The following is a 25,390-nucleotide window of genomic DNA, read 5'->3' on the forward strand; positions in this document are numbered from 1 at the left end:
CGTCTCGATCACACCTCGGCGGGCGGGCGCGGATACCCGACGCGGCGGGCGATCCGGGCCAGGCCGCCCAGCACGACACGCTGCGCCCACGCGGGCACGCCCGCCAGGTATCCGTCCTGGTACTCCCACAGCAACGCCAGCGCCAGCGGGTTCCGCGGGATGCGGCCCGCGGTCGTCCGGCCCGCCAGATCCAGTGCCGACCAGAGCTCGAACATCTGCCAGTGCCGCAGCGGCGGCCGGATCTCGTGGTCGAACTCGGTTCCCGGCTCCTCGCAGCGGAACTGGTGCACCGCGCGGGGCGGCGCGCTCACCGTGACACCCGGGCCTGCCACGATCTCGGTGCCGTCGACCTCGAACCACAGCCTGCCCGCCCGCACCGTCCAGCTCTCGGCGAGCTCGGGATGCCAGTGCGGGCCCGCCTGCCTGCCCGGCTGCGGCAGGTGGTGATGCAGCTTCAGGTAGGGGCCGCGCTCGTCGACACCGCGGTCGACCAGGGTGACGCGGTGGCCGTTGCGGAACGTGACGGCGCGCTGCTCGCTCATACTCCAGATATAAAGGTACCCTTCCTATTGTGTCAACCGAAACCGCGACCACGCTGTTGAAACTGCTCGTCCACGCCACCCGGTCCTACGAACACACACTCGAGCAAGCTCTGCGCCCCGCCCTCGACGAGCGGCTGCGCCCCGCCCACTTCGCGGTCTTCCGCTATCTCGATCCGGAAGGCTCGCGGATCACCGCACTCGCCGAGGCGGCGGGGATGACGCAGCAGTCCATGGGGGAACTGGTCACGCACCTGGAGGCGTGCGGGTACGTCGAACGCCGGGTCGACCCGGCCGACCGCCGGGCGCGGCTCGTGGTGGCCACCCCCGCGGGGCGGTCCGCGCTGCGGCGGGCCCGGCGGGAGATCGAGGCGATCGAGCGCGCGTTGGCCGCGCGGCTGGGGGAGTCCACGGTGGCCGGGTTGCGGGCGGCGCTGGCCGGCGTGGCCGACGTCCTCGGCGAGGGCGCCCGGTGACCGGCCGGGTGTGAGCCGGGCCGCCCCGCGCTGCTAACTTGAACACCGTTCAAGTCGCCCGGCGGACCGGGCGCACCGACCGGCGAGGGACTCGACTGTGGCATTGACTCCGGACCAGATCACCGCCATCGACGCCGCACACGTCTGGCACCCCTACGGCGGCTTCCCCGCCACCACCGAGCCGCTCGTGGTGGCGAGCGCGTCGGGCGTGCGCTTGACGCTGGCCGACGGGCGGGAGCTGGTCGACGGCATGAGCTCCTGGTGGGCGGCCGTGCACGGCTACCGGCACCCCGTGCTCGACGCCGCGCTGGTCGCGCAGTCGCAGCGGATGAGTCACGTGATGTTCGGCGGACTCACCCACGAACCGGCCGCCCGGCTGACCGAGTTGCTGGTTCAGCTCACGCCCGAGGGGCTGGACAAGGTGTTCCTCTGTGACTCCGGCTCGGTCTCGGTGGAGGTCGCGGTCAAGATGTGCCTGCAGTACTGGCGCAGTCTCGGCAAGCCGGGCAAACGGCGGCTGCTCACCTGGCGCGGCGGCTACCACGGCGACACCTTCACCCCGATGAGCGTGTGCGACCCGGAGGGTGGCATGCACGCGTTGTGGACCGACGTGCTCGCCGAACAGGTCTTCGTCGGGATGCCGCCGGCGGAGTACCGGCCCGGCTACGTGGCCGAACTCGAGGCCGCGCTGGCCGCCCACGCGGACGAACTGGCGGCCGTCGTCGTGGAGCCGGTGGTGCAGGGCGCGGGCGGTATGCGGTTCCACGATCCCCGCTACCTCGCCGACCTGCGCAGGCTCTGCGACGCCCACGACGTGCTGCTGGTCTTCGACGAGATCGCCACCGGATTCGGGCGCACCGGGGAGCTGTTCGCCGCCGAACACGCCGGGGTGCGCCCCGACGTGATGTGCGTGGGCAAGGCGCTCACCGGCGGTTACCTCACCCTCGCGGCCGCCCTGTGCACCACCCGGATCGCCGAGACCATCAGCGCCGCGCACGGCGGGCTCATGCACGGGCCCACCTTCATGGGCAACCCGTTGGCGTGCGCCGTGGCCGTCGCGTCGGTGGAGCTGCTGCTCGCCCGTGACTGGCGCGGCGAGGTCCGCGGCATCGAGGACGGGTTGCGCGCGGGACTGGCGCCGGTGCGGGACCTGCCGGGCGTGGTCGACGTGCGGGTGCTCGGCGCGATCGGCGTCGTCGAACTCGACCGACCCGTCGACATGCGTGCCGCGACCGCGGCCGCGGTGGCCGCCGGTGTCTGGCTACGGCCGTTCCGCAACCTCGTCTACACGATGCCGCCGTTCATCAGCACCGCCGCCGACGTCGCGGCCATCACCCGCGGTATCGCAGCGGCCGTCGCGGCCGGTGAGGTGCCGTCCTGAACGGTGTTCAAGTATGCTGCTCAGCTGTGACTACCGATCCGCTGAGTTGGTTGGACGAACGGGCCGATGCGCGCGTGAGCGCCGGATTGCGCCGAGAACTACGGCCGCGGGCCCCGCGGTCGCCGTCGATCGACCTGGCCTCCAACGACTATCTCGGGCTCACCCGGCACCCGGAGGTCGTCGAGGGCGCCGTCGCGGCCGTCCGCCGCTGGGGGGCGGGCTCGACCGGATCGCGACTGGTCACCGGCACCACCACCGAGCACGAACAGCTCGAAGCCGAGCTCGCCGACTTCGTCGGCGCCGAGGCCGGGTTGGTGTTCGCCTCGGGCTATGCGGCCAATCTCGGCGCGGTCACCGCATTGGCCGGGCGCGGTTCGCTCGTCGTCTCCGACGCGGGCTCACACGCCTCGCTGGTGGATGCCTGCCGCCTGTCCCGCGCGCGCGTCGAGATCGCCCCGCACCGCGACGTGGCCGCGGTGGACCGGGTGCTCGCCGCGCGCACCGAGGAACGCGCGCTGGTACTCACCGACTCGGTGTTCAGCGCCGACGGCGATCTCGCGCCGCTGGCCGACCTGCACCGGGTCACCCGCGCCAACGGCGCGGTGCTCGTCGTCGACGAGGCGCACGGGCTCGGGGTACGCGGTACCGGCGGCCGCGGGCTGGTGCACGAGACCGGCTTGGCCGGCGAGCCCGATCTCGTCGTCACGGCCACGCTGTCCAAGGCGCTGGCCGCGCAGGGCGGCGCCGTGCTGTGCAGCGAACGCGTGCGTGCCCACCTCATCGACACGGCCCGCACCTTCATCTTCGACACCGGCTTGGCGCCCGCCGCCGTCGGTGCCGCCCGCGCCGCGCTGGCACTGCTGCGCCGTGACCCCGGCATGGCGGGGCGGGTGCTGAGCAATGCGGCGGCCATCGCGCGGATCGCGGGTGTCGGCACCCCGGAGTCGGCGGTCGTCTCGGTGGTGCTCGGCCAGGCCCAGGTCGCCCACGATGCCGCGCAGGCCTGTCGCGCCCGCGGCCTCGAGGTCGGCTGCTTCCGCCCGCCGTCCGTCCCCGAAGGAACGTCCCGCCTGCGCCTGACCGCCCGCGCGGACCTCACCGCCGCCGACCTCGACACCATCGCGACCGTGCTCGGCGAGGTCCTCGCCGAGGCACGCGGCCGGGAGGTGGTGCCCGCGTGAACACCCTGCTCGTCACCGGCACCTCCACCGACGTCGGCAAGACCGTCGTCACCGCGGCGCTGACCGCGCTCGCCCGTGCCGAGGGCCTCGCGGTCGCGGTCTGCAAACCCGCCCAGACGGGTGTGGCGCCCGGCGAACCCGGCGACCTCGCCGAGGTCCGGCGGCTCGCGGGCCCGGTCCCGACCCTGGAACTCGCGCGCTATCCCGAGCCACTGGCGCCCGACACCGCCGCGCGCCGCTGCGGCGCGCCCCTGCTCACCCTCGACGAGACGGCCACCGCCGTCCGCGGCCTCGACGCCGAGCTGACCGTCGTGGAAGGCGCAGGCGGACTCCTCGTCCGGGTCGGCGAGTTCACCCTGCTGGATCTGGCCCGCGAACTCGACGCGCCGGTCCTCGTCGTCGCCGCCGCCGGCCTGGGCACCCTCAACCACACCGAGCTCACCATCCGCGCGCTCGACGCCGCGGGCGTGCGCTGCGCGGGAGTGGTGATCGGCGCCTGGCCGGCCGAGCCGGATCTGGCGTCCCTGTGCAATCGCGAGGATCTGCCGCGCCTGACCGGCGTGCCGATCGTCGGGGCCGTGCCCGCAGGAGTCGGCGCCTGGGACCACGATCGGTTCACCGCCGCGGTCCCCGGGTGGTTCGCCCCGGGGTGGTCGCCGCGTCTGCCGTTCAACTCCGATTCACCCCCATCTACCTGGGGATTTGACACCTCGCAATCGGGTACGTAACTTATTCCAGGTCAGAGCGACACGGACGCCAACCCGGAGCGGAAACGCTGAGCCGAGACGCCGAGCCGAGAGGCTGAGCGTGGCACGGGAAACGAGGTCGGACGAGGAGCGCCTGACGATCACACTAGCTCGGCTGTGAGTCCGGATTTTGATTCGGGCGAATGGCCGCGCTAAGCTGTAAAAGTTGCCTCACCGACGGACGGGGAAACCCGCGAGATGGTGTGTGCGTGTGTTCTTTGAGAACTCAATAGTGTGTCGATGAATGTCAGTGCCAAATATTTTTTGGTTCCGGTTCCTCATACCCCCGTGTGAGGGTCGGACATTTTTTGTCAGCTAATTTCCGGCTGGCGATTGTTTTGCTGGGTTTTCGGACTCTAGTTTTGTACTTTTGATTGCGCCCTGTGGGGTGTGATTGTGAGTCTTCAACGGAGAGTTTGATCCTGGCTCAGGACGAACGCTGGCGGCGTGCTTAACACATGCAAGTCGAGCGGTAAGGCCCTTCGGGGTACACGAGCGGCGAACGGGTGAGTAACACGTGGGTGATCTGCCCTGTACTTCGGGATAAGCCTGGGAAACTGGGTCTAATACCGGATATGACCTTACATCGCATGGTGTTTGGTGGAAAGATTTATCGGTACAGGATGGGCCCGCGGCCTATCAGCTTGTTGGTGGGGTAATGGCCTACCAAGGCGACGACGGGTAGCCGGCCTGAGAGGGCGACCGGCCACACTGGGACTGAGACACGGCCCAGACTCCTACGGGAGGCAGCAGTGGGGAATATTGCACAATGGGCGAAAGCCTGATGCAGCGACGCCGCGTGAGGGATGACGGCCTTCGGGTTGTAAACCTCTTTCGACAGGGACGAAGCGCAAGTGACGGTACCTGTAGAAGAAGCACCGGCCAACTACGTGCCAGCAGCCGCGGTAATACGTAGGGTGCGAGCGTTGTCCGGAATTACTGGGCGTAAAGAGCTTGTAGGCGGTTTGTCGCGTCGTCCGTGAAAACTTGGGGCTCAACCCCAAGCTTGCGGGCGATACGGGCAGACTTGAGTACTGCAGGGGAGACTGGAATTCCTGGTGTAGCGGTGAAATGCGCAGATATCAGGAGGAACACCGGTGGCGAAGGCGGGTCTCTGGGCAGTAACTGACGCTGAGAAGCGAAAGCGTGGGTAGCGAACAGGATTAGATACCCTGGTAGTCCACGCCGTAAACGGTGGGCGCTAGGTGTGGGTTTCCTTCCACGGGATCCGTGCCGTAGCTAACGCATTAAGCGCCCCGCCTGGGAGTACGGCCGCAAGGCTAAAACTCAAAGGAATTGACGGGGCCCGCACAAGCGGCGGAGCATGTGGATTAATTCGATGCAACGCGAAGAACCTTACCTGGGTTTGACATACACCGGAAACCTGCAGAGATGTAGGCCCCTTGTGGTCGGTGTACAGGTGGTGCATGGCTGTCGTCAGCTCGTGTCGTGAGATGTTGGGTTAAGTCCCGCAACGAGCGCAACCCTTGTCCTGTGTTGCCAGCGCGTTATGGCGGGACTCGCAGGAGACTGCCGGGGTCAACTCGGAGGAAGGTGGGGACGACGTCAAGTCATCATGCCCCTTATGTCCAGGGCTTCACACATGCTACAATGGCCGGTACAGAGGGCTGCGATACCGTGAGGTGGAGCGAATCCCTTAAAGCCGGTCTCAGTTCGGATCGGGGTCTGCAACTCGACCCCGTGAAGTTGGAGTCGCTAGTAATCGCAGATCAGCAACGCTGCGGTGAATACGTTCCCGGGCCTTGTACACACCGCCCGTCACGTCATGAAAGTCGGTAACACCCGAAGCCGGTGGCCTAACCCCTTGTGGGAGGGAGCCGTCGAAGGTGGGATCGGCGATTGGGACGAAGTCGTAACAAGGTAGCCGTACCGGAAGGTGCGGCTGGATCACCTCCTTTCTAAGGAGCATCTGCTCGGTCGTCTCGAAGAGTCGAGGTCGGTCGTGCCAGAGCCGCTGATGTCCCCGAATGCGGGACTGCGGAGCTCATGGGTGGAACGCTGACAGCTTCCGTCATGGATGGTCAGGCCTCAGTTCCTGATCGTGGTGGATATATCGACACACTGTTGGGTCCTGAGAGAACACGCGAGTGACTCTCTAGGCGAATACATGATCCGGAGGGGTCTCCTGTGATACCGCTGGCTGTCGGTCGGTTGGTCCAGGGTTGGGGTTTCTTCGGGTGTGTTGTTTGAGAACTGCACAGTGGACGCGAGCATCTTTGTTTGTAAGTGTTTAAGAGCGTTCGGTGGATGCCTTGGCACCAGGAGCCGATGAAGGACGTAGGAGGCTGCGATAAGCCTCGGGGAGCTGTCAACCGAGCTGAGATCCGAGGATTTCCGAATGGGGAAACCCAGCACGAGTGATGTCGTGTTACCCGCGCCTGAATATATAGGGTGTGTGGAGGGAACGTGGGGAAGTGAAACATCTCAGTACCCACAGGAAGAGAAAACAAGAGTGATTCCGTGAGTAGTGGCGAGCGAAAGCGGATGAGGCTAAACCATGTAGATGTGATAGCCGGCAGGCGTTGTCTATGTGGGGTTGTGGGGTTGCTCTTCCCGGTTCTGCCGAGCTGGGCGTGAGTCAGAAACCGTTGTGTTAGCTGAAGTGGTCTGGGACGGCCTACCGTAGACGGTGAGAGTCCGGTAAGTGAAAACATGACGGCTCATGTGAGTGATACCCGAGTAGCAGCGGGCCCGTGAAATCTGCTGTGAATCTGCCGGGACCACCCGGTAAGCCTGAATACTCCCTGGTGACCGATAGCGGACTAGTACCGTGAGGGAAAGGTGAAAAGTACCCCGGGAGGGGAGTGAAATAGTACCTGAAACCGTGCGCTTACAATCCGTCAGAGCCTGCGAGTGACTTTGTTGCTGTGGGTGATGGCGTGCCTTTTGAAGAATGAGCCTGCGAGTTAGTGGCATGTGGCGAGGTTAACCCGTGTGGGGTAGCCGTAGCGAAAGCGAGTCCGAATAGGGCGTTGAGTCGCGTGTTCTAGACCCGAAGCGGAGTGATCTACCCATGGCCAGGGTGAAGCGACGGTAAGACGTCGTGGAGGCCCGAACCCACTTAGGTTGAAAACTGAGGGGATGAGCTGTGGGTAGGGGTGAAAGGCCAATCAAACTCCGTGATAGCTGGTTCTCCCCGAAATGCATTTAGGTGCAGCGTCACGTGTTTCACGCCGGAGGTAGAGCTACTGGATGGCCTAGGGGGCCTACAAGCTTACCGAAGTCAGCCAAACTCCGAATGCCGGTGTGTGAGAGCGTGGCAGTGAGACTGCGGGGGATAAGCTTCGTAGTCGAGAGGGAAACAGCCCAGATCGCCGGCTAAGGCCCCTAAGCGTGTACTAAGTGGAAAAGGATGTGGGGTCGCGAAGACAACCAGGAGGTTGGCTTAGAAGCAGCCACCCTTGAAAGAGTGCGTAATAGCTCACTGGTCAAGTGATCCTGCGCCGACAATGTAGCGGGGCTCAAGTACACCGCCGAAGCCGCGGCACTCCAACATGACATCCGCATCGGGTTACGGTCCGGTGCGCAGTGGTTGGGTGGGTAGGGAGCGTCGTGCAGCCAGGGAAGCAGCAGTGTGAACTAGTTGTGGAGGCTGTGCGAGTGAGAATGCAGGCATGAGTAGCGAAAGACGAGTGAGAAACTCGTCCGCCGAATGACCAAGGGTTCCTGGGCCAGGTTAATCCGCCCAGGGTGAGTCGGGACCTAAGGCGAGGCCGACAGGCGTAGTCGATGGACAACGGGTTGATATTCCCGTACCCGTGTATCCGCGCCCAATGGCGAATCAGTGGTGCTAAGTGCCCAAAAGCGGATGGACCTCCTTCGGGAGGCCGGAAGTGGCTGCGCACGACCCTGCTGTAGTAGTCAAGCGATGGGGTGACGCAGGAAGGTAGCTGGGCCAGTGAGTGGTTGTACTGGTGTAAGCCTGTAGGGCGTTGTGTAGGCAAATCCGCACAACATGAGCCTGAGAGGTGATGCGTAGCCGATTGAGGTGAATTCAGTGATCCTATGCTGCCGAGAAAAGCCTCTAGTGAGTTGGTACACGGCCCGTACCCCAAACCGACACAGGTGGTCAGGTAGAGAATACCGAGGCGATCGAGAGAACTGTGGTTAAGGAACTCGGCAAAATGCCCCCGTAACTTCGGGAGAAGGGGACCTGATCTGGTGACCGGTCTTGCACCGTGAGCTGGGTTGGGTCGCAGAGACCAGAGAGAAGCGACTGTTTACTAAAAACACAGGTCCGTGCGAAGTCGTAAGACGATGTATACGGACTGACGCCTGCCCGGTGCCGGAAGGTTAAGAGGACCGGTTAGCGCTTCGGCGCGAAGCTGAGAATTTAAGCCCCGGTAAACGGCGGTGGTAACTATAACCATCCTAAGGTAGCGAAATTCCTTGTCGGGTAAGTTCCGACCTGCACGAATGGCGTAACGACTTCTCTGCTGTCTCAACCACAGACTCGGCGAAATTGCATTACGAGTAAAGATGCTCGTTACGCGCGGCAGGACGAAAAGACCCCGGGACCTTCACTATAGCTTGGTATTGGTGTTCGGTACGGTTTGTGTAGGATAGGTGGGAGACTGTGAAAGCCACACGCCAGTGTGGTGGGAGTCGTCGTTGAAATACCACTCTGATCGTATTGGACTTCTAACCTCGGGCCATGATCTGGTTCAGGGACAGTGCCTGGTGGGTAGTTTAACTGGGGCGGTTGCCTCCTAAAATGTAACGGAGGCGCCCAAAGGTTCCCTCAGCCTGGTTGGCAATCAGGTGTCGAGTGCAAGTGCACAAGGGAGCTTGACTGTGAGACTGACGGGTCGAGCAGGGACGAAAGTCGGGACTAGTGATCCGGCACCGGCATGTGGAAGCGGTGTCGCTCAACGGATAAAAGGTACCCCGGGGATAACAGGCTGATCTTCCCCAAGAGTCCATATCGACGGGATGGTTTGGCACCTCGATGTCGGCTCGTCGCATCCTGGGGCTGGAGTAGGTCCCAAGGGTTGGGCTGTTCGCCCATTAAAGCGGCACGCGAGCTGGGTTTAGAACGTCGTGAGACAGTTCGGTCTCTATCCGCCGCGCGCGTCAGAAACTTGAGGAAGGCTGTCCCTAGTACGAGAGGACCGGGACGGACGAACCTCTGGTGTGCCAGTTGTCCTGCCAAGGGCACTGCTGGTTAGCTACGTTCGGAAGGGATAACCGCTGAAAGCATCTAAGCGGGAAGCCTGTTCCAAGATGAGGTTTCTCACCCCCTCGAGGGGGTAAGGCCCCCCACAGACCATGGGGTTGATAGGCCAGAACTGGAAGCGCGGTAACGTGTGGAGGTGACTGGTACTAATCGGCCGAGGACTTACCAACAACGATGTTACGCGTCCACTGTGCGGTATCTGAAACAACACACAACCCACCGTTGGCACCCGCCCCACCACCGAAAGGGTGTGGGGTGTGTGCGGGGGTGTGGATAGTTTCATAGAGTTACGGCGGTCATAGCGGTGGGGAAACGCCCGGTCCCATTCCGAACCCGGAAGCTAAGCCTGCCAGCGCCGATGGTACTGCACTCGACAGGGTGTGGGAGAGTAGGACACCGCCGGAACATCCTTTCCTGATAGGGGACCCACTCGTGGGTCCCCTATCGGCATTTCCGGACCCACCCACACCCCAGACACCGACTATTCATTCAGAAGGCCCCAACGCAATTGGGGCCTTCCGTGTTTTCCGGCATCGTTTCCTGGCCGACATTTCTTCCACCCGAGTGACCGGTCCTCGGCGGTTACCGTGGTCGCATGACCGCGACACGCATCGGCAAGCACATCGACGCACCTCGGGAGACGGTCTACCGGCTGCTACTCGACGGCGAGGCGGTGGCCCGGTGGATGGTGCCCGACGGCATGACCAGCCGGGTGCACGAATTCGACGCCCGCGAGGGCGGCGCCTTCCACATCACGCTCACCTACGACGACCCCACCGACACCGGCAAGACCACCGACCACACCGACAGCTACCGTGGCCGCTTCCTGATGCTGGTCCCGAACGAGCAGGTGGTGCAGCTCGTCGAGTTCGACACCGAGGATCCGGATGTGCAGGGCGAGATGACGATCAGCTACACCCTCAGCGAGGCCGACGGCGGCACCGACCTGATCGCTCTGCACGACAAGCTGCCCAGCGGACTGGACCCGCACGACAACGAGATCGGCTGGCGGATCTCGCTGGCGAAGCTCGCCGCCCTCGCCGAGCGCGGCACCCTCGATTGACCGGCGCCTCAGCGCACTTCGTCGTCGGCGCGCGGCCGGATCCCGGAAGGGGGCAGCAGCTCCCACTGCTCCAACCGGGCGCGGATCTGCTCGGCGGCGTCGATGTTCAGCGGTCCGCTGGTCCACAGCACATACGGCAGGTTGAGGAACCGGCCCTCCCGGACGGCACGCAGCTCGTCGATGCCGGGCTTGCCGCGCAGCAGCTCGACCTTCTGCTCGAAGGTCTGGCCGGGGTAATCGACGAACATGATCGCGTCGGGGTCGGCGGAGGCGAGGCGTTCCCAGGAGACCTTCGTCCACGTGTCGGCGACGTCGTCGAGGATGTTGCGTGCGCCCGCCGAATCCAGGATGGCTTGCGGCGCACCGAACTTCCCGCTGGAGAAGATCGTGTCGCTGCCGCTGTCGAACAGGAAGACGGCGGGCTTGCGCGGCGCCTGCGGTGCGGCGTGCAGGGCGGCCAGGCGGGTGTCGAGATCGGCGACGAGGTCGGCGGCGCGCTCGGTGCGGCCGGTGATGGCGCCGAGATTGGTGAGATCGGTGCGCAGGGCCGTCCACGGTTCGACCACCCCGCGGGCGCGTTCACCGGCTCGCTGACGGCAGCTCTCGGTGAGGATGTAGGCGGCGATGCCGTCCTTGCGCAGCGAATCGGGGGTGAGGTTCGCGGCCTCGGTGTAGCCGTAGTTCCAGCCGGCGACCATGACGTCGGGGCGCTGGGCCAGCACGGTCTCGCGCGAGGGCGAGTGCGGCGCGACATCGGACAACCCGTCGACGGCGGCGGGGCCGTAGTGCTTGCGCAGGGTGTCGGCGTCGCGTTGCAGACTCGACACCGCGATCACCTGGTCCTGGGCGCCCAGCGCCAGCAGCATCGAGACCATGTTGCTGTCGTTGACGAACAGGCGGTGCGCGGGCGCGGGAAAGCTCGCCTCGGCACCGCAGTTGGTGAGCACGAGGTCACTCGCGGTGGGGTGCGCGGTACCGCAGGCGGCCAGGGTGGCCGCCAGCGCGGCCGCGGCGAGTATCCGGACGGGTCGGTTCATGCCTTCGCCTCTCGCGGGGTGATCAACAGGTGGGGTGCGCCGGTGTCGGGGTGGGGGACCCGCACGGCGCGGATGCCGAAGACCTCCGCGAGTACCTCGGGGGTCAACGCCACCGCGGGGTCGGCCGGGGGGTGCGCGGTACCGCCGTGCAGCACCAGGACCCGGTCGCAGTAGCGATCGGCGAGGGTGAGGTCGTGTAGCGCGGTGACCACCGTGCGACCGAGGCCGCGGGCCAGCGCGAGCAGGTCGAGCTGGTGGGTGATGTCGAGATGGTTGGTCGGCTCGTCGAGGATCAGGACGGGCGTGTCCTGGGCGAGTGCTCGGGCCAGCAGGACGCGCCGGCGCTCACCGCCGGAGAGCTTGTGCACGGGGCGGGCGGCGAGACCCGCGAGGTCGACCGCGGCCAGTGCGTCGGTGACGACCTGTCGCTCGGCGGGTGAGCCCGCGCCCCAGGGCGGCAGATACGGGGTGCGCCCGAGCGCGACCACCTCGCCGACGAGCAGATCCGCGGGCGGCCGCTCGTCCTGCGCCACCAGCGCCACCGTCCGGGCGCGCTGCCGCGCCGGAAGTTCGTGCAGCGGTTGCCCGTCCACCGTGACCCGGCCCCGGCGCGGCCGCCGCACCCCCGCGAGCACGTGCAGCAGCGTGGTCTTCCCGCTGCCGTTCGGCCCGACCACCCCGATCATCTCCCCGGGCGCCACCTCGAAGCTCACCCCGGTGAGCACCGGGCGTCGTCCCACCTCGCAGCTCACCTCGGTCACCGACAACCGTCCCCCGGGCGCGGTATCGCGGGTCATGATTCCCCGAACCGGTAGGTGCGGCGGCCCAGCAGCAGCAGGAAGGCGGGGGCGCCGATCAGGCCGGTCAGCACGCCCACCGGGATCTCGGTGGGCCGCACCAGGATCCGGGTGGCGGCGTCGGCCACGACGAGGAACAACGCGCCGCAGAGCGCGCAGACCGGTAACAGGTCGCGGTGGCGGGGGCCGACCAGCAACCGGGCCGCGTGCGGCACCACCAGGCCGACGAAGCCGATCCCGCCGGACACCGCGACCAGCACCCCGACCAGCACCGCCAGCAGCACGAACAGCGCGATGCGCAGCTGCCGCACCGGAACGCCGACCGAGGCCGCGGTGTCGGCGCCGACGAGCAGCGCGTCCAGCCAGCCCGCGGCCGCCAGCAGCGCCACACCCGCCAGCACCACGACCGTCAGCGGCAGCGCGATCCGGGTCCAGTCGGCGCCGGCCAGGCTGCCGAGCAGCCAGAACAGCACCGATTGCGCCGCCGCCGGATCGGCGCTGCGGAACACCAGGAAACTGCTGAACGCCGCGAACGCCGAACCGAGCACGGTGCCGGTGAGCACCAGCCGCAGCGGGGTGAGGCCGCCCTGGGCGGAGGCGATGAGGAACACCAGCGTCGCGGCCAGGAACGCGCCGGCCAACGCACCGCCGGACAACGCCCAGACGCCCGCGCCGGCGAAGAACCCCGAGGTGATCACCGCGGCCGCGCCGACACCGGCACCGGAGGAGACGCCGAGCAGGAAGGGATCGGCCAGCGGATTGCGCACCAGGGTCTGCATCGCGGCCCCGGCCAGCGCCAGCCCGGCGCCGACGATCGCGGCGAGCACGGTACGCGGCACCCGCAGCTGCCAGACGATGGTGTCGAGACCGAGATCGGCGGGCGCGGTGCCGGTGATCCGGTCCCGCAGCACGTGCCAGACCGATCCGACGGGCAGTGTCTCGGCGCCGAGACCGGTGGCGAACACCATGGCGGCGGACACGGCGACGCTCAGCACGCCGAGGGTGATCGATGTCCGGACGCGGATCATCGGCGATACTCCACAGGCAAGTCGCGGCCTTTCCAGAAGCGACCCGGTGGGGGAGGTCTGACTCTCGCCGAAGGCGATCACAGTGGCGCGACCGTTCCGGATTCTCACCGGATTCCCGCACCCGCCGGGGGTTGACGGGCAGTACTCTACCGCCCGGTCTGCTCGCGGCGGGTGGTCGGGTCGGCACGTGGCAGGCTCCGGCGTCCGTCGTTACCGTGGAGTGATGTCGCTGTGGGACGAGCGGCACCCGTCGACGGTCGCCGACTGGGACGACGAACGGCGCAGGGCTCGGTTGCGGGAGACCCGCCTCGGGCATCGCTGGACGAGACTGCGCCGCACCAGGCTGGCGCTGGTGCGGGTCGCCGCCTTACTGACACTCCTGCTCACCCTGTTCGTGCAGTACTGGGTGCACGACGTGGCGCCGGAGCGGGCCAGGCTCGCACGCACCGAACCCGCGCTGCTTCCGGTCGCCACTCCGGTGGACGACCGGAACTGGGACACCGCGGTGGTGGACATGGTCGGTCTGGGCGGGCTCAACGCCACCGACACCGCGGCCGCCCTGCCCGCGCTGCGCCGCCTCGGGGTGGTGTGGGCGATCAGATACGACAACCAGGGCATCGACAGCAAGGTGATCGCGGATCTGGTGGTGCGCGCCGCGCAGATGTCCGGGGTGCGCAACATCGTGCTCGTCGGGCACAGCATGGGCGGGGTGATCGCGCTGGAGGTGGGCGAGCACATCCATCGCGGCAGCGACCGCAGGCTGGCCGGGGTGCTGCTGGACTGCACCCCGATGGACCTCGGCGCGGTGCGGCCGGAGAGCCGTGGCCGCGGCGAGGACATGCTGCGCTGGATGGGCTGGCTGCCCGGTGCGCGGGAGAGCCGCACGCTGCGCATGGCGGTGGAAACCTATGCCCGCCGGGACCGCTTCCTCGATCCGGCCGGTCGGCCGGTGCCCGGCATCCGGCTCGCCGCGCTGCGTGCGGTGCTGACCGAGGTGACCACCGAGAAGGTGCTCTCGCACAACGCCGCCAGCAACGGGTTGATCGAATCGCAGTTCCTGGCGATCGTCGGTGGCGGCGCGATCGACAACCTGCGGGCTCTGGCGCGGCCCGCCGAGGGCAAACCGCGTCCGGCGATCGTGTTCATCCGTCCCCGCGACGCCGCCCGCGACCGGGTGGTCGACGTCGAGTACTCCCACCGGGTGCTGGTCGAGCGGGTCGGCGGGGTGGACGGCAGCCTGCTGGTGGTGCTGCCGCGCGAGATCGGCCACGCCAACCCGCGGCAGGCGCCGGTGGCCTACAACACCGTCATCGAGCAGCAGGTGCTGCCGTTCGTGCAGCGCTATCTGGACCGGGCGCGCGGCGTGCGGACCGCCGCGGCGCCGTCGTGACACCTTTCGAATCAGGCTGCCGACAAAGGTGTTCGGGGACGCGGCCGGGTTGTTTCAATTCCCCGCATGTCTGGAACCCGAACCGTGCTCGCCGGCCGTCGTGGCCGTCGCCTGACCGCCGTTCTGCTCGCCGCGGCGACCGCCGCGACCCTCGGGCTGACCGGTTGCGCGAAGGACGACGACGCGACGGTGGCCGCCGCGAACACCCCGCTGCCCACCGAGGTGCCGCCCGGCACCAAGCTCGTGATCGCCGACCAGCAGGAGCGGTTGCAGACGGCGCTGCGGCTCTCCGGTGAGCTCGACACGCTGCCGTTCACCGTCGAATTCGCCAACTTCGTCGGCGGCCCGGCCATTCTGGAGGCGTTCCGCGCCGGCGCGGCCGACGTGGCGCCGGTGGGGGACGTGCCGCCGATCCACGCGCTGGCCGCCGGGCAGGACGTGCCGATCGTGGCCGCGTACCGCACCAGCGTGGACGCGCTGAAACTGGCGGTGGCGCCGGGTGTTCCGGTGACGACGCTGGCGGATCTGAAGGGCAGGAAGATCGCCTACGCCGAGGGCACCGCCCAGCAGGCGGCCGTGCTGCGCGCGCTGGACAAGGCGGGACTGGACACCGGCGACGTGGAACTGGTCCGGTTGCAGCTGGCGGAGTTTCTCGACGCGGTGCGCACCGGCCAGGTGGACGTGGCCCCGCTGATCGAACCGAACGTCACGCGGCTGCTGCGCACGCCCGGCGCCACCGTGCTGCCCGACAGCGAAACGCACGGCATCTACAGCGGATTGGCCTACCTCTACGCGCGCCGGGAGGTGACCAACGACCCGGCCCGGTCGGCGGCGGTGGCCGCGCTGGTGCGGGCGTATGTGCGCGCCTACCAGTGGACCAACACCCACCGCGCCGAGTGGGAGCAACGGTATTACGTGGAGAACCAGAAGGTCTCGCCGGAGGACGCGCGCCGGATCGTGGATTCGCTGGGCAGCTACGTCTTCCCGCATCTGGACCAGGACCTGATCGATCGGCAGCAGGCGACTATCGACCTCATCGATGCCGCCGGTGAGCTGCCGAGAAAGGTCGAGGCCGCCGACGGTTTCGACCTGCGGTACGACGCCGTGGTGACCGCGGCGGTCACCGAATCCGGCGCGGCGTTCGAGCCGAAGGAGCGATGATGGCGACAGTGGAAGCGGGCGTGCTGCGCCGGTTCGGCGCGGCGGGCACGTCGCAGGCCCGGCAGGCGCGCGGCGGGTTGTCGCGGCGCAGGCTCGGCCCGGGCACACCGATCCCGTTCGGGATCGCGCTCGGCCCGGCGCTGCTGGTCGGCGCCTGGGTGCTCGGCTCGGCCACCGGCTCGCTCGACCCCGACACCCTGCCCGCCCCCTGGACGGTGGCGCAGACCGCCGGCGAGCTGATCTCCGACGGCCGTCTGCAGTCGAATCTGCTGACCTCGCTGCAACGTGCCGGCATCGGGTTGGCGCTGGGCGTGGTGATCGGCGTGGTGCTCGCGCTCATCGCGGGCCTGAGCAGGGTGGGCGAGGCGCTGCTGGACGGGCCGATCCAGATCAAGCGCGCCATTCCGACGCTGGCGTTGATCCCGCTGTTCATCGTGTGGTTCGGCATCGGCGAGGAGATGAAACTGATCGTCATCACGCTGAGCGTCTTCGTGCCGGTCTACATCAACACCCACGCCTATCTGCGCAGCGTCGACTCCCGCTATGTGGAGCTGGCCGAGACCGTGCGGCTGTCGCGTGCGGCGTTCGTGCGCCGCGTCGCGCTGCCCGGTTCGCTGCCCGGCTTCTTCATCGGCCTGCGGTTGGCGGTGACGATCTCCTGGCTGGCGCTGGTCGTCGTCGAGCAGGTCAACGCCACCAGCGGCATCGGCTACCTGATGACGCAGGCGCGCACCTACGGCCAGATCGACGTGATCGTGGTCGGGTTGGTGATCTACGGACTGCTCGGCCTGTTCGGCGACATCGCGGTGCGCGCGGTGGAAAGGAAGGCACTGTCATGGCGACAGACACTGGGCGACTGAGCGTGGTCCGCACCCGCGAGCTGCGCCGCGGCTTCGGTGACCGCACGGTGCTGCGCGGCATCGATCTCGACATCGCGCGCGGTGAGTTCGTGGCGTTGCTCGGGCGCAGCGGCTCGGGCAAGAGCACGCTGCTGCGCGCACTCGCCGAACTCGACGACGCGGGTACCGGCTCGGGCGAGTTGCGGGTGCCGAGCGAACGCGCGGTGGTCTTCCAGGACTCCCGGCTGCTGCCCTGGGCCCGCGTGCTCGACAACGTGATCCTCGGCCTGTCCGGCGCCGATGCCGCCGCGCGCGGCCGGGCGGCGCTGGCCGAGGTGGGCCTGGCCGGGCGCGAGCGCGCCTGGCCGCGGGAGCTCTCCGGTGGTGAGCAGCAACGGGTGGCACTGGCCAGGTCGCTGGTCCGCGAGCCGGAACTGCTGCTGGCCGACGAGCCGTTCGGCGCGCTGGACGCGTTGACCAGGATCAGGATGCACGCCCTGCTGCAGGATCTGTGCGCCCGGCACAAGCCCGCCGTGCTGCTGGTCACCCACGACGTCGACGAGGCGGTGCTGCTCGCCGACCGGGTGCTGGTGTTGCAGGACGGCCGCCTCGCCACCGACCTGCGCATCGAGCTGCCCCGGCCCCGCCGCCACAGCGCCCCCGAGTTCATCCACGCCCGCGAGCTGCTGCTCGCCGCGCTCGGCGTCGACCTCGCCGCACCGGAGGAAGAGAAACAAGCCTCATGACCGACCGTCCCCGCCAGCTGAGCCTCAACGCCTTCATCTATCCCGCCGGGCACCACGAGGCCGCCTGGCGCCATCCCGCGAGCAGGCCCGACCGCATCTACGACGTGCGGTACTACCAGGAGATCGCCCGCACCGCCGAGGCCGCGACCTTGGACGCGGTGTTCTTCGCCGACGGTCCCGCGCTGCGCACCAATGTCGAATACAACGCCGCGCCCGGACTGGAACCGATCACGCTGCTCACCGCCATCGCGGCCGCCACCAGCCGGATCGGGCTGATCGCCACCGCCTCGACCACCTACTACGAGCCCTACAATCTGGCCAGGCTGTTCGCGAGCCTGGACCACCTCTCCGGCGGCCGGGCCGGGTGGAACATCGTCACCACCGGCACCGACTTGGCCGCGGCCAACTTCGGGCTGGACCGCCACCCCGACCACACCGAAAGGTACGCGCGGGCACGGGAATTCGTGGACGCTGTGGTCGCGCTGTGGGACAGCTGGGAGGACGACGCCATCCTGCTGGACACCGCGGCGGGCCGCTACGCCGATCCGGCCAAGATCCACCGCATCGATTTCGAGGGCGAATACCTGCGCGTGCGTGGACCGTTCAACGCCGCGCGCCCACCGCAGGGGCATCCGGTGCTGGTCCAGGCGGGCGCCTCCAACGAGGGCCGCGCGTTCGCGGGCCGCTACGCCGAGGCCATCTTCACCGCGCACCAGCAACTGTCGGACGCCCAGACGTTCTACGCCGACATCAAGGCCAAGGCCCGCGCGTTCGGCCGCGACCCCGAGCACGTGAAGATCCTGCCCGGCATCAGCCCGTTCATCGCCGACACCGAGGCCGCGGCCCGGAAACTGGAGCGGGAGTTCAACGAGCTGACCGTGCCGGAATACGGGCTGGCGCAGCTCGCCGGGATCGCCGGACGGGATCTGCGGCACCTGAAGCTCGACGAGCCGGTGCCGGTCGAGGAGTTCGACGACGCGGGTGAGGTCACCGACAACGCGCGCAGCCGGTTGCAGGTCGTCGCCGGGATCGTGCGCCGGGAACGGCCGACGCTGCGGCAGTTGCTGCATCGGCTGGCGGGCGCGCGCGGGCACCGGGTGTTCGCGGGCACGCCCGAACAGGTCGCCGACACCATCGAGGAGTGGTTCCGCCACGGTGCCGCCGACGGGTTCAACGTGATGCCGCCCTACTACCCGGGCGGGCTGGAGGTCTTCACCGACACCGTGGTGCCGATCCTGCGCGAGCGCGGGCTGTTCCGCACCGAATACTCGGGCACGACGTTGCGCGATCACTTCGGACTGCCGCGGCCGGAGAGCCGATTCGCCCGTCGACCGGTGGGGGTGCGGTGAGCCGGGCACCCGGGGAGTGTCCGGGCGGACGCGCGGCGGCCGGGCTCGCGCGCTGCGGTGCGCGGGCCGGGACACCACGCGGTCGCCACCGGGGGCGCGGGCGGTGAGCGTCGACCGAGCGACCGAAAGTGCCACCGGCACAGTCCGTTCCGTGCGGTTGCGGAGCCTGACGTGGTCGGTGTTCGTGCCGATGGCGCTGTACGGCACCGGGGCCGGTGCGGCGGCGCCGATGTACGCGCTACGTGCCCTGGATCTCGGTGCGAGTGCCGGGCTCGCCGGACTGGTCGTGTCGCTGAGCGGGCTGGGGATGGTGCTCACCGATCTGCCCGCCGGCCGGGTGGTGGCCCGGGTGGGGGAGCGCGGGGCGATCGGGCTGGGGTCGCTGCTCGGGCTGGCCGGGGTGCTCGCGGCGATCCTGGCGCCGAACCTGGCGGTGCTGGCGGCGGGGATGCTGCTCAACGGCGCGGCGGGGGCGGTGTGGGGCCTGGCCAGGCAGTCCTACCTCGTCGCGGTGGTGTCTCCCGGTGACCGGGGCCGCGCACTGTCGACCCTGGCGGGCGCGCACCGGCTCGGGTTCTTCTGCGGCCCGTTCCTCGGGGCCGGACTGGTGCACGTGATGGGCCCGAACGGCGGACTGTGGTTGCAGTGCGTCACCACCCTGCTCGCCGGTCTGGCGATGGTCGCGGTGCGCGACGTCGGCGGCGAGAGCGGCACGCACACGCTGTCCTCGGTGGTGGTGGAGAACCGTAGGCTGCTGGGCACGCTCGGCTCGGCGGCGCTGCTCACCGGCGCCGCCCGGGCCGCCCGCCAGGCGCTGTTGCCGTTGTGGGCCGCGCACATCGGGCTCAGCCCCGTCGCCACCAGCCTGATCTTCGGCATCGCGGGAGCGGTCGACGTGCTGATGTCCTATCCCGCGGGGATCTGGCTGGACCGCTACGGCCGCCGCGCCACCGGTATTCCGTCCATGCTGTGCTTCGCCCTCGGCTACGCCGCGCTGCCGTTCACCGGCTCGGCGCTCACCGCGGGCGCGGCGGCGGTGCTGCTCGGGCTGGCCAACGGCATCAGCAACGGGCTCATCATGACCGTCGGCGCCGACGTCGCCCCGCCGGACCGGCGCGCCGAATTCCTCGGCGCCTGGCGTCTCACCCACGACATCGGCATGTTCGCCGGACCGGTCGCGGTGGGCGCGATCAGCGCGCTCGCCGTTCTCGGCGCCGCCTCCTTCGCGCTCGCGCTCGCCGCGGGGGCGGGCGCGTGGACGATGTACCGGTGGTTTCCCGCCGGGCGGGCCGCGGTGGACCGACCACGGCCCGACAGCGGCCGAACGCGGCTGCTCAGCGGACGCGGCTGCCGAGCAGGTGCCGTACGCCCGCGATGAACAGTTGCAGGCCGAAGTCGAAACGCGCGGTGGCGTCGGGGGTTTCGTCGAGCGGGGTGTCGTCGGCGGGCAGCGCGCCCGCGGAGTCCATCTGCATGCGGGACTGCTCGTCGACGGTCTGGCCCAGCACGTAGTACAGCAACGTGTAGGCGGCCAGTTCGGCCTCCTGGCGCGGCATGCCCGCGCGGATCGCGACCCCGGCCAGGCGCTCGCGGCCCTTGCTGGTGGTCAGCCGGGAGGCGTAGGTGGCCGAGACGAGTTCGGCGCCGTCGCGGTAGGCCAGCAGGCAGTCCCGCAGCCGGTGCGCGAGTTCGGTGAGCTGACCGGCCCAGTCGGTCGCGGTGACCGGTGCCTCCATCGGGGCCAGGATGCGGTCGGCGACCGCGCCGAGCAGGGCCTGCTTGTTGGGGAAGTGCCAGTACAGGGCGCCCGGCTGCACCTGCAGTGAACTCGCCAGCCTGCGCATGGTCAGGTCGGCGAGGCCGTACTGGTCGAGGATGGCGATGGCGCCGTCGACCACGTCCGCCCTGTGCAGTTGCACCGTTGTCCCTTCCGATCGTGCTTTGACTCACTCTTGCCGCTACCCTAGCCTGAACACCGTTCAAGTTGCACGGCCACCTCGGGCGCGAGGGGCCGTCGCCCTACGAAGAAGCCCGCCCGAAGGGATTTCCGCAGTGACCCAGGCACCCGTTCAGACCGACATTCTCGAGATCGCGCGCGAGCAGGTGCTCGAGCGCGGCGAGGGCCTGACCCAGGACCAGACCCTAGCGGTGCTCCGGCTCGGTGACGACCGGCTCGAGGAGCTGCTCGGACTGGCCCACGAGGTCCGCATGAAGTGGTGCGGCCCCGAGGTCGAGGTCGAGGGCATCATCAGCCTCAAGACCGGCGGCTGCCCCGAGGACTGCCACTTCTGCTCGCAGTCGGGCCTGTTCCAGTCGCCGGTGCGCGCGGCCTGGCTCGACATCCCCAGCCTGGTGGAGGCCGCCAAGCAGACCGCCAAGACCGGCGCCACCGAGTTCTGCATCGTCGCCGCCGTGCGCGGCCCGGACGCCCGGCTGATGGCGCAGGTCGCCGCCGGTGTGGAGGCCATCCGCAACGAGGTCGACATCCAGGTGGCCTGCTCGCTGGGCATGCTCACCCAGGAACAGGTCGATCAGCTCGCCGCGATGGGTGTGCACCGCTACAACCACAACCTCGAGACCGCCAAGTCGCACTTCCCCAACGTGGTCACCACCCACACCTGGGAGGAGCGCTGGGACACGCTGCGCATGGTGCGCGAAGCGGGCATGGAGGTGTGCTGCGGCGGCATCCTCGGCATGGGCGAAACCCTGGAGCAGCGCGCCGAATTCGCCGCGCAGCTGGCCGAGCTCGAGCCCGACGAGGTGCCGCTGAACTTCCTCAACCCGCGCCCGGGCACGCCGTTCGGCGATCTCGAGGTGCTGCCCGCGGCCGAGGCGCTCAAGGCCGTCGCCGCCTTCCGCCTGGCGTTGCCGCGCACCATCCTGCGCTTCGCGGGCGGTCGCGAGATCACCCTCGGCGACCTCGGCGCCAAGCAGGGCATTCTCGGCGGCATCAACGCCGTCATCGTCGGCAACTACCTGACCACCCTCGGCCGGCCCGCCGAATCGGACCTGGATCTGCTGGGTGAGCTGAAGATGCCGATCAAGGCGCTCAACGAAACGCTGTAGGTCGCCCGCCGATGAGTAGTGTCGTGGACATGGACGAGCGCTACAACCCGTTCACCGGCAAGCGGATCGTGCCGGGCCTCGACGACGCGGTGCCCGCCGCGGCCGCGCTGGGCCTGGAGCCGCCGCGGTTCTGCGAGCAGTGCGGCAGGCGGATGATCGTGCAGGTGAGCCCGGACGGCTGGTGGGCCAAGTGCTCCCGGCACGGGGTGATCGACTCGAAGAGTCTGGAACACCGGTAGTGCGCGCCGAGGGTGTGCGCCGGGAGGCGGCCACGGCGTTGCTGGTGGTCGCGGGCGTGGTCGTGGTGAGCCTGCTGGTGGGTGCGCTGTGGGGTGTGCTCGCGCCCACCGAGCAGTTGCTGGTGACGCAGCCCGGTCGCGGAACGGGACTGACGGGGGAGAGCGCCCACCAGTTCGACGCGGTGGCGATCTTCGTGTGCTTCGGCGCGGTCACCGGACTGCTGAGCGCCGTCGCGGCGTGGCGGCTGCTGCGGCCGGTGCGCGGGCCGCTGCTGCAACTCGGCTTGCTCACGGGGTCGTTGATCGGCGCCTACGCCATGGCGTGGTGCGGGGAGACGGTGGCCGAGCTGCGGCATCCGCGCGCCGACGATCCGGCGGTCGGCAGCATCGTCACCCTGCCGACCGAGGTCGGCACCGATCTGGCGCTGCTGGTGCAGCCGTTGATCGCCTCGCTGGTGGTGCTGTTCCTCGCGGCGTTGAGCACGGCCGAGGATCTGGGCACCGGGTACCTCGGGCCGTTCGGGCACGCCCGGCCGACGCCGACGTGGGGCGCGGTCCCCGCCTACGACGATCCGGGTGCGCTCGATCCCGCCCGGCCCGTGCATCCGGAGGCGCGCCAAACCCGCTGAGCACGGTGGTCGGCCGTAGAATCGGGGCATGCCGTTCGTGGGCAGCGGTTCGACGGTCGAGGAGATCGACGGCACGTTCTGGCGGCTGGCGCAGCCGCTGGTGTATCGCGGTGCGAGCCAGGAGTTCACGGTGCCCGCCGGGTTCCGCACCGATTTCGCCTCGGTGCCGCGCGCCCTGGTCTGGTTGATCCCGCGCTACGGCGCCTATACCCGCGCGGCGATCCTGCACGACTATCTACGCGCCGGCGCGGTGGTGAGTGCCGCCGACGCCGACGGGATCTTCCGGCGCAGCCTGCGCGAGTTCGGCGTCTCGGTGCCGCGGCGCTGGATGATGTGGGCGGCGGTGCGGGTCGGCAGCGGCCTGGTCGGGGCGAGCGCGGGTGACCTGCTGCGCTTCGTGCTCGTCGCGGTGCCCGCGGTGCTGTTCCTGGCGATCCCCGTACTGGTGGTGAGCCTGGCGCTGTGGGTGTTCTGGGTGGTGGAGCTGCTGTTCTGGTCGGGAGCGCGGCTGACCCGGCGCACCGAGGGTCCGGCGCCCCGCCCGGAGATGAAGACCGCCTGATCGAGTAGCCCGGAGCCGCAGCGGATTTCGCGTGTCGGACGCTCAGGTCGGTGGGCGCAGCGCGGCGAACTCGTCGGTGACGCGCAGGCCGGAGTCGGTGAACCGGTGCACCGCGGCCGGGCGTCCGCCGGCACGTCCCGGTGCGGCGGTGGCGCCGGTCGGCGTGATCACCTTGCGGCGGTGCAGGACTCGCTGCAGGTTGGTCGTGTCGACATCGTATCCCAGTGCAGCGCAGTAGATTTCGCGCAGCACCGACATGGTGAAGGTGGCCGGCGCCAGGGCGAAGGCGATGTTGGTGTAGGACAGTTTCGCCGCCAGCCGGGTGCGGGCGTGTTCGACGACGATGCCGTGGTCGAACGACATCGTCGGCAGTGCGGAGACCGGGTGCCAGGCGGTGTCGTCGGGTAGTTCCGGTTCGGCGGTCAGCGGGACCAGCCCGAGGTAGGCCGAGGCGATCCGGCGCGGCCCTGGTACCCGGTGTGGGTCGCTGAACACCGACAGCTGCTCGAGGTGGGCCAGCTCGCGCACGTCGACCTTCTCGGCGAGCTGGCGCCGCGCCGAGGTGTCGAGGTCCTCGTCGTCGCGCAGCCGGCCGCCGGGCAGCGACCAGGTGCCCTTCTGCGGGTCGAGTGCGCGTTCCCACAACAGCACCGCCAGTTCGGTCCGCTGGTCGGGCGGGCACGGCCGCAACACCCCACTCGCGGGCACGGCAACACGCTGACCTGCGGTTTTCTCGACGGGGAAGCGGCGAACCTGGAACACCGCGGTGAGCGATTCGTGGATGGTGCTACTATGGGCCACGTTTTCGATTGTAAGTCGAAAACCTGGTTTGGTGCGAATCGCGGTGCCGCGTCGACGAAAGCGGTGGCGGCGGACGCACGAGGAAGGGAGCCATCATGGCGACGACAGGTGCGAAGCTGGCGCCTCCGCTGATGGGGCAGGTGTTCGACGGACCCGCCGGGTTCGCCGGTGTCGAGGCGACGCCCGAGTGGGCCCAGGAGATCAAGCGTCTGGCCAGGGAGCGCAACGCGACCATTCTCGCCCACAACTATCAGCTGCCCGAGATCCAGGACGTGGCCGACCACGTCGGTGATTCGCTGGCACTGTCGCGGATCGCGGCCGAGGCGCCCGAGGACACCATCGTGTTCTGCGGGGTGCACTTCATGGCCGAGACCGCGAAGATCCTCAGCCCCGACAAGACGGTGCTCATCCCCGATCAGCGCGCGGGCTGCTCGCTGGCGGACTCGATCAGCGCCGCCGAGCTGCGCGCCTGGAAGGCCGAGCACCCGGACGCGGTCGTGGTGTCGTATGTGAACACCACCGCCGAGGTGAAGGCGCTCACCGACATCTGCTGCACCTCCTCCAACGCCGTGGACGTGGTGGCCTCCATCGATTCCGAGCGGGAGGTGCTGTTCCTGCCCGACCAGTTCCTCGGCGCCCACGTCAAGCGGGTCACCGGCCGGGAGAACATGCACATCTGGGCCGGTGAATGCCACGTGCACGCGGGCATCAACGGTGACGAGCTCACCGAGCAGGCGCGCAGCCACCCCGACGCGGAGCTGTTCGTGCACCCCGAATGCGGGTGCGCCACCTCGGCGCTCTACCTGGCCGGCGAGGGCGCGTTCCCGGCCGAGCGGGTGCACATCCTGTCCACCGGCGGCATGATCGACGCCGCCAAGGCCGCCAAATCCACCCAGGTGCTGGTCGCGACCGAGGTCGGCATGCTGCACCAGCTGCGCAAGGCCGCGCCGGGCATCGACTTCCAGGCCGTCAACGACCGGGCCTCGTGCAAGTACATGAAGATGATCACCCCGGCCGCGCTGCTGCGCTGCCTGGTGGACGGCGCCGACGAGGTGCACGTCGATCCCGAGACCGCCGCGCTCGGTCGCAACTCGGTACAGCGCATGATCGCCATCGGCAATCCCGGCGGCGGTGAGTGAACCGCCGGTGACGGCGGCGGAAGG

At 68.6% G+C, this 25,390-nt stretch carries 22 protein-coding genes, 3 rRNA genes and 1 riboswitch; of the genes, 19 read left to right on the forward strand and 6 right to left on the reverse strand.

The annotated features are described in order from the left end of the window. Positions 1-8: 8 nt before the first annotated feature. Positions 9-542 (reverse strand): cupin domain-containing protein, encoded by a 534-nt coding sequence (locus CRM89_RS02220; RefSeq protein WP_060592483.1) that lies wholly within the window; start codon positions 540-542, stop codon positions 9-11. Between the two features lie 29 nt (positions 543-571). Here CRM89_RS02220 and CRM89_RS02225 point away from each other — a divergent pair, with 29 nt between their 5' ends. The 8 genes from CRM89_RS02225 to CRM89_RS02260 all read left to right on the forward strand — a co-directional run bounded on the left by CRM89_RS02225 (position 572) and on the right by CRM89_RS02260 (position 10,583). Next, positions 572-1,015, forward strand: coding sequence for a MarR family winged helix-turn-helix transcriptional regulator (locus CRM89_RS02225; protein WP_098083105.1), 444 nt, complete (start codon positions 572-574; stop codon positions 1,013-1,015). Between the two features lie 97 nt (positions 1,016-1,112). After that, positions 1,113-2,396, forward strand: coding sequence for an adenosylmethionine--8-amino-7-oxononanoate transaminase (locus CRM89_RS02230; protein WP_098083106.1), 1,284 nt, complete (start codon positions 1,113-1,115; stop codon positions 2,394-2,396). A 26-nt stretch (positions 2,397-2,422) separates the two neighbouring features. Next, on the forward strand, positions 2,423-3,577 hold the full coding sequence (locus CRM89_RS02235) for an 8-amino-7-oxononanoate synthase (protein WP_098083107.1): 1,155 nt from the start codon (positions 2,423-2,425) through the stop codon (positions 3,575-3,577). After that, positions 3,574-4,305: a dethiobiotin synthase gene (gene bioD / locus CRM89_RS02240; RefSeq protein ID WP_098083108.1), complete on the forward strand. Its 732-nt coding sequence runs from the start codon at positions 3,574-3,576 to the stop codon at positions 4,303-4,305. Before CRM89_RS02235 ends, bioD begins: the two co-directional genes overlap by 4 nt. Before the next feature lie 422 nt (positions 4,306-4,727). Beyond that, a 16S ribosomal RNA gene (locus CRM89_RS02245) occupies positions 4,728-6,242 on the forward strand. 322 nt (positions 6,243-6,564) lie between these two features. Next, positions 6,565-9,690 (forward strand): 23S ribosomal RNA (locus CRM89_RS02250). 118 nt (positions 9,691-9,808) lie between these two features. Then, positions 9,809-9,925: ribosomal RNA gene (gene rrf, locus CRM89_RS02255) — 5S ribosomal RNA — on the forward strand. Together the 16S, 23S and 5S rRNA genes form the textbook arrangement of a ribosomal RNA operon. Positions 9,926-10,115: 190 nt before the next feature. Beyond that, positions 10,116-10,583 carry an SRPBCC family protein gene (locus tag CRM89_RS02260; RefSeq protein ID WP_098083109.1) on the forward strand — a complete coding sequence of 156 codons (468 nt, stop codon included), beginning with the start codon at positions 10,116-10,118 and terminating at the stop codon, positions 10,581-10,583. An 8-nt stretch (positions 10,584-10,591) separates the two neighbouring features. On the opposite strand, the gene CRM89_RS02265 is transcribed toward CRM89_RS02260, so the two are convergent. From CRM89_RS02265 to CRM89_RS02275, 3 genes are read right to left on the reverse strand one after another with little or no spacing between them, the layout of a single operon-like run. Then, entirely contained in the window at positions 10,592-11,620 is a 1,029-nt protein-coding gene (locus CRM89_RS02265; RefSeq protein WP_172964429.1) for an ABC transporter substrate-binding protein, read from the reverse strand. Continuing rightward, complete coding sequence (locus CRM89_RS02270; protein ID WP_098083110.1) at positions 11,617-12,417, reverse strand: ABC transporter ATP-binding protein; 801 nt, start codon at positions 12,415-12,417, stop codon at positions 11,617-11,619. Before CRM89_RS02270 ends, CRM89_RS02265 begins: the two co-directional genes overlap by 4 nt. Further along, on the reverse strand, positions 12,414-13,445 hold the full coding sequence (locus CRM89_RS02275) for an iron ABC transporter permease (protein WP_098083111.1): 1,032 nt from the start codon (positions 13,443-13,445) through the stop codon (positions 12,414-12,416). Before CRM89_RS02275 ends, CRM89_RS02270 begins: the two co-directional genes overlap by 4 nt. A 54-nt stretch (positions 13,446-13,499) precedes the next feature. Next, positions 13,500-13,562, reverse strand: a riboswitch (cobalamin riboswitch). A 106-nt stretch (positions 13,563-13,668) separates the two neighbouring features. Between CRM89_RS02275 and CRM89_RS02280 the strand changes: the two genes are divergently transcribed. The 6 genes from CRM89_RS02280 (at position 13,669) to CRM89_RS02305 (ending at position 20,308) form a co-directional block, all read left to right on the forward strand. Further along, positions 13,669-14,835, forward strand: coding sequence for an alpha/beta hydrolase (locus CRM89_RS02280; RefSeq protein WP_098083112.1), 1,167 nt, complete (start codon positions 13,669-13,671; stop codon positions 14,833-14,835). A 66-nt stretch (positions 14,836-14,901) separates the two neighbouring features. Then, entirely contained in the window at positions 14,902-15,996 is a 1,095-nt protein-coding gene (locus CRM89_RS02285; protein ID WP_011208357.1) for an ABC transporter substrate-binding protein, read from the forward strand. Further along, positions 15,996-16,856: an ABC transporter permease gene (locus CRM89_RS02290; protein WP_098083113.1), complete on the forward strand. Its 861-nt coding sequence runs from the start codon at positions 15,996-15,998 to the stop codon at positions 16,854-16,856. Before CRM89_RS02285 ends, CRM89_RS02290 begins: the two co-directional genes overlap by 1 nt. Then, positions 16,832-17,581, forward strand: a complete 750-nt coding sequence (locus CRM89_RS02295) for an ABC transporter ATP-binding protein (protein WP_170916131.1) — start codon at positions 16,832-16,834, stop codon at positions 17,579-17,581. The genes CRM89_RS02290 and CRM89_RS02295 overlap by 25 nt, the downstream gene beginning before the upstream one ends. After that, positions 17,578-18,930, forward strand: a complete 1,353-nt coding sequence (locus CRM89_RS02300) for an LLM class flavin-dependent oxidoreductase (RefSeq protein ID WP_098083114.1) — start codon at positions 17,578-17,580, stop codon at positions 18,928-18,930. Before CRM89_RS02295 ends, CRM89_RS02300 begins: the two co-directional genes overlap by 4 nt. A gap of 103 nt (positions 18,931-19,033) precedes the next feature. After that, positions 19,034-20,308, forward strand: a complete 1,275-nt coding sequence (locus CRM89_RS02305; RefSeq protein ID WP_060592466.1) for an MFS transporter — start codon at positions 19,034-19,036, stop codon at positions 20,306-20,308. Here the strand turns inward: CRM89_RS02305 and CRM89_RS02310 are convergent. Next, a complete protein-coding gene (locus CRM89_RS02310; protein ID WP_011208362.1) occupies positions 20,265-20,849 on the reverse strand; it encodes a TetR/AcrR family transcriptional regulator C-terminal domain-containing protein in 585 nt (194 codons plus the stop codon). The two genes, CRM89_RS02305 and CRM89_RS02310, sit on opposite strands and share 44 nt — an antisense overlap. Positions 20,850-20,982: 133 nt before the next feature. Between CRM89_RS02310 and bioB the strand changes: the two genes are divergently transcribed. Genes bioB through CRM89_RS02330 form a run of 4 tightly spaced genes read left to right on the forward strand, consistent with a single transcriptional unit; the run spans position 20,983 to position 23,426 of the window. Next, positions 20,983-21,996, forward strand: coding sequence for a biotin synthase BioB (gene bioB / locus CRM89_RS02315; RefSeq protein ID WP_060592462.1), 1,014 nt, complete (start codon positions 20,983-20,985; stop codon positions 21,994-21,996). Between the two features lie 11 nt (positions 21,997-22,007). Then, complete coding sequence (locus CRM89_RS02320; protein WP_060592460.1) at positions 22,008-22,235, forward strand: hypothetical protein; 228 nt, start codon at positions 22,008-22,010, stop codon at positions 22,233-22,235. Then, positions 22,235-22,864, forward strand: a complete 630-nt coding sequence (locus tag CRM89_RS02325) for a DUF2567 domain-containing protein (protein WP_011208365.1) — start codon at positions 22,235-22,237, stop codon at positions 22,862-22,864. Before CRM89_RS02320 ends, CRM89_RS02325 begins: the two co-directional genes overlap by 1 nt. A gap of 28 nt (positions 22,865-22,892) precedes the next feature. Next, positions 22,893-23,426, forward strand: a complete 534-nt coding sequence (locus CRM89_RS02330; RefSeq protein WP_098083115.1) for a DUF1353 domain-containing protein — start codon at positions 22,893-22,895, stop codon at positions 23,424-23,426. Between the two features lie 42 nt (positions 23,427-23,468). On the opposite strand, the gene CRM89_RS02335 is transcribed toward CRM89_RS02330, so the two are convergent. After that, a complete protein-coding gene (locus tag CRM89_RS02335) occupies positions 23,469-24,227 on the reverse strand; it encodes an NUDIX domain-containing protein (protein WP_060592456.1) in 759 nt (252 codons plus the stop codon). A gap of 95 nt (positions 24,228-24,322) precedes the next feature. On the opposite strand from CRM89_RS02335, the gene nadA reads away from it, so the two are divergent. Beyond that, positions 24,323-25,366 (forward strand): quinolinate synthase NadA, encoded by a 1,044-nt coding sequence (gene nadA, locus CRM89_RS02340; RefSeq protein WP_098083116.1) that lies wholly within the window; start codon positions 24,323-24,325, stop codon positions 25,364-25,366. The last annotated feature ends 24 nt before the right edge of the window (positions 25,367-25,390 follow it).

Origin of the sequence: Nocardia sp. FDAARGOS_372, assembly GCF_002554515.1 — a bacterium.
Taxonomy (GTDB): domain Bacteria; phylum Actinomycetota; class Actinomycetes; order Mycobacteriales; family Mycobacteriaceae; genus Nocardia; species Nocardia farcinica.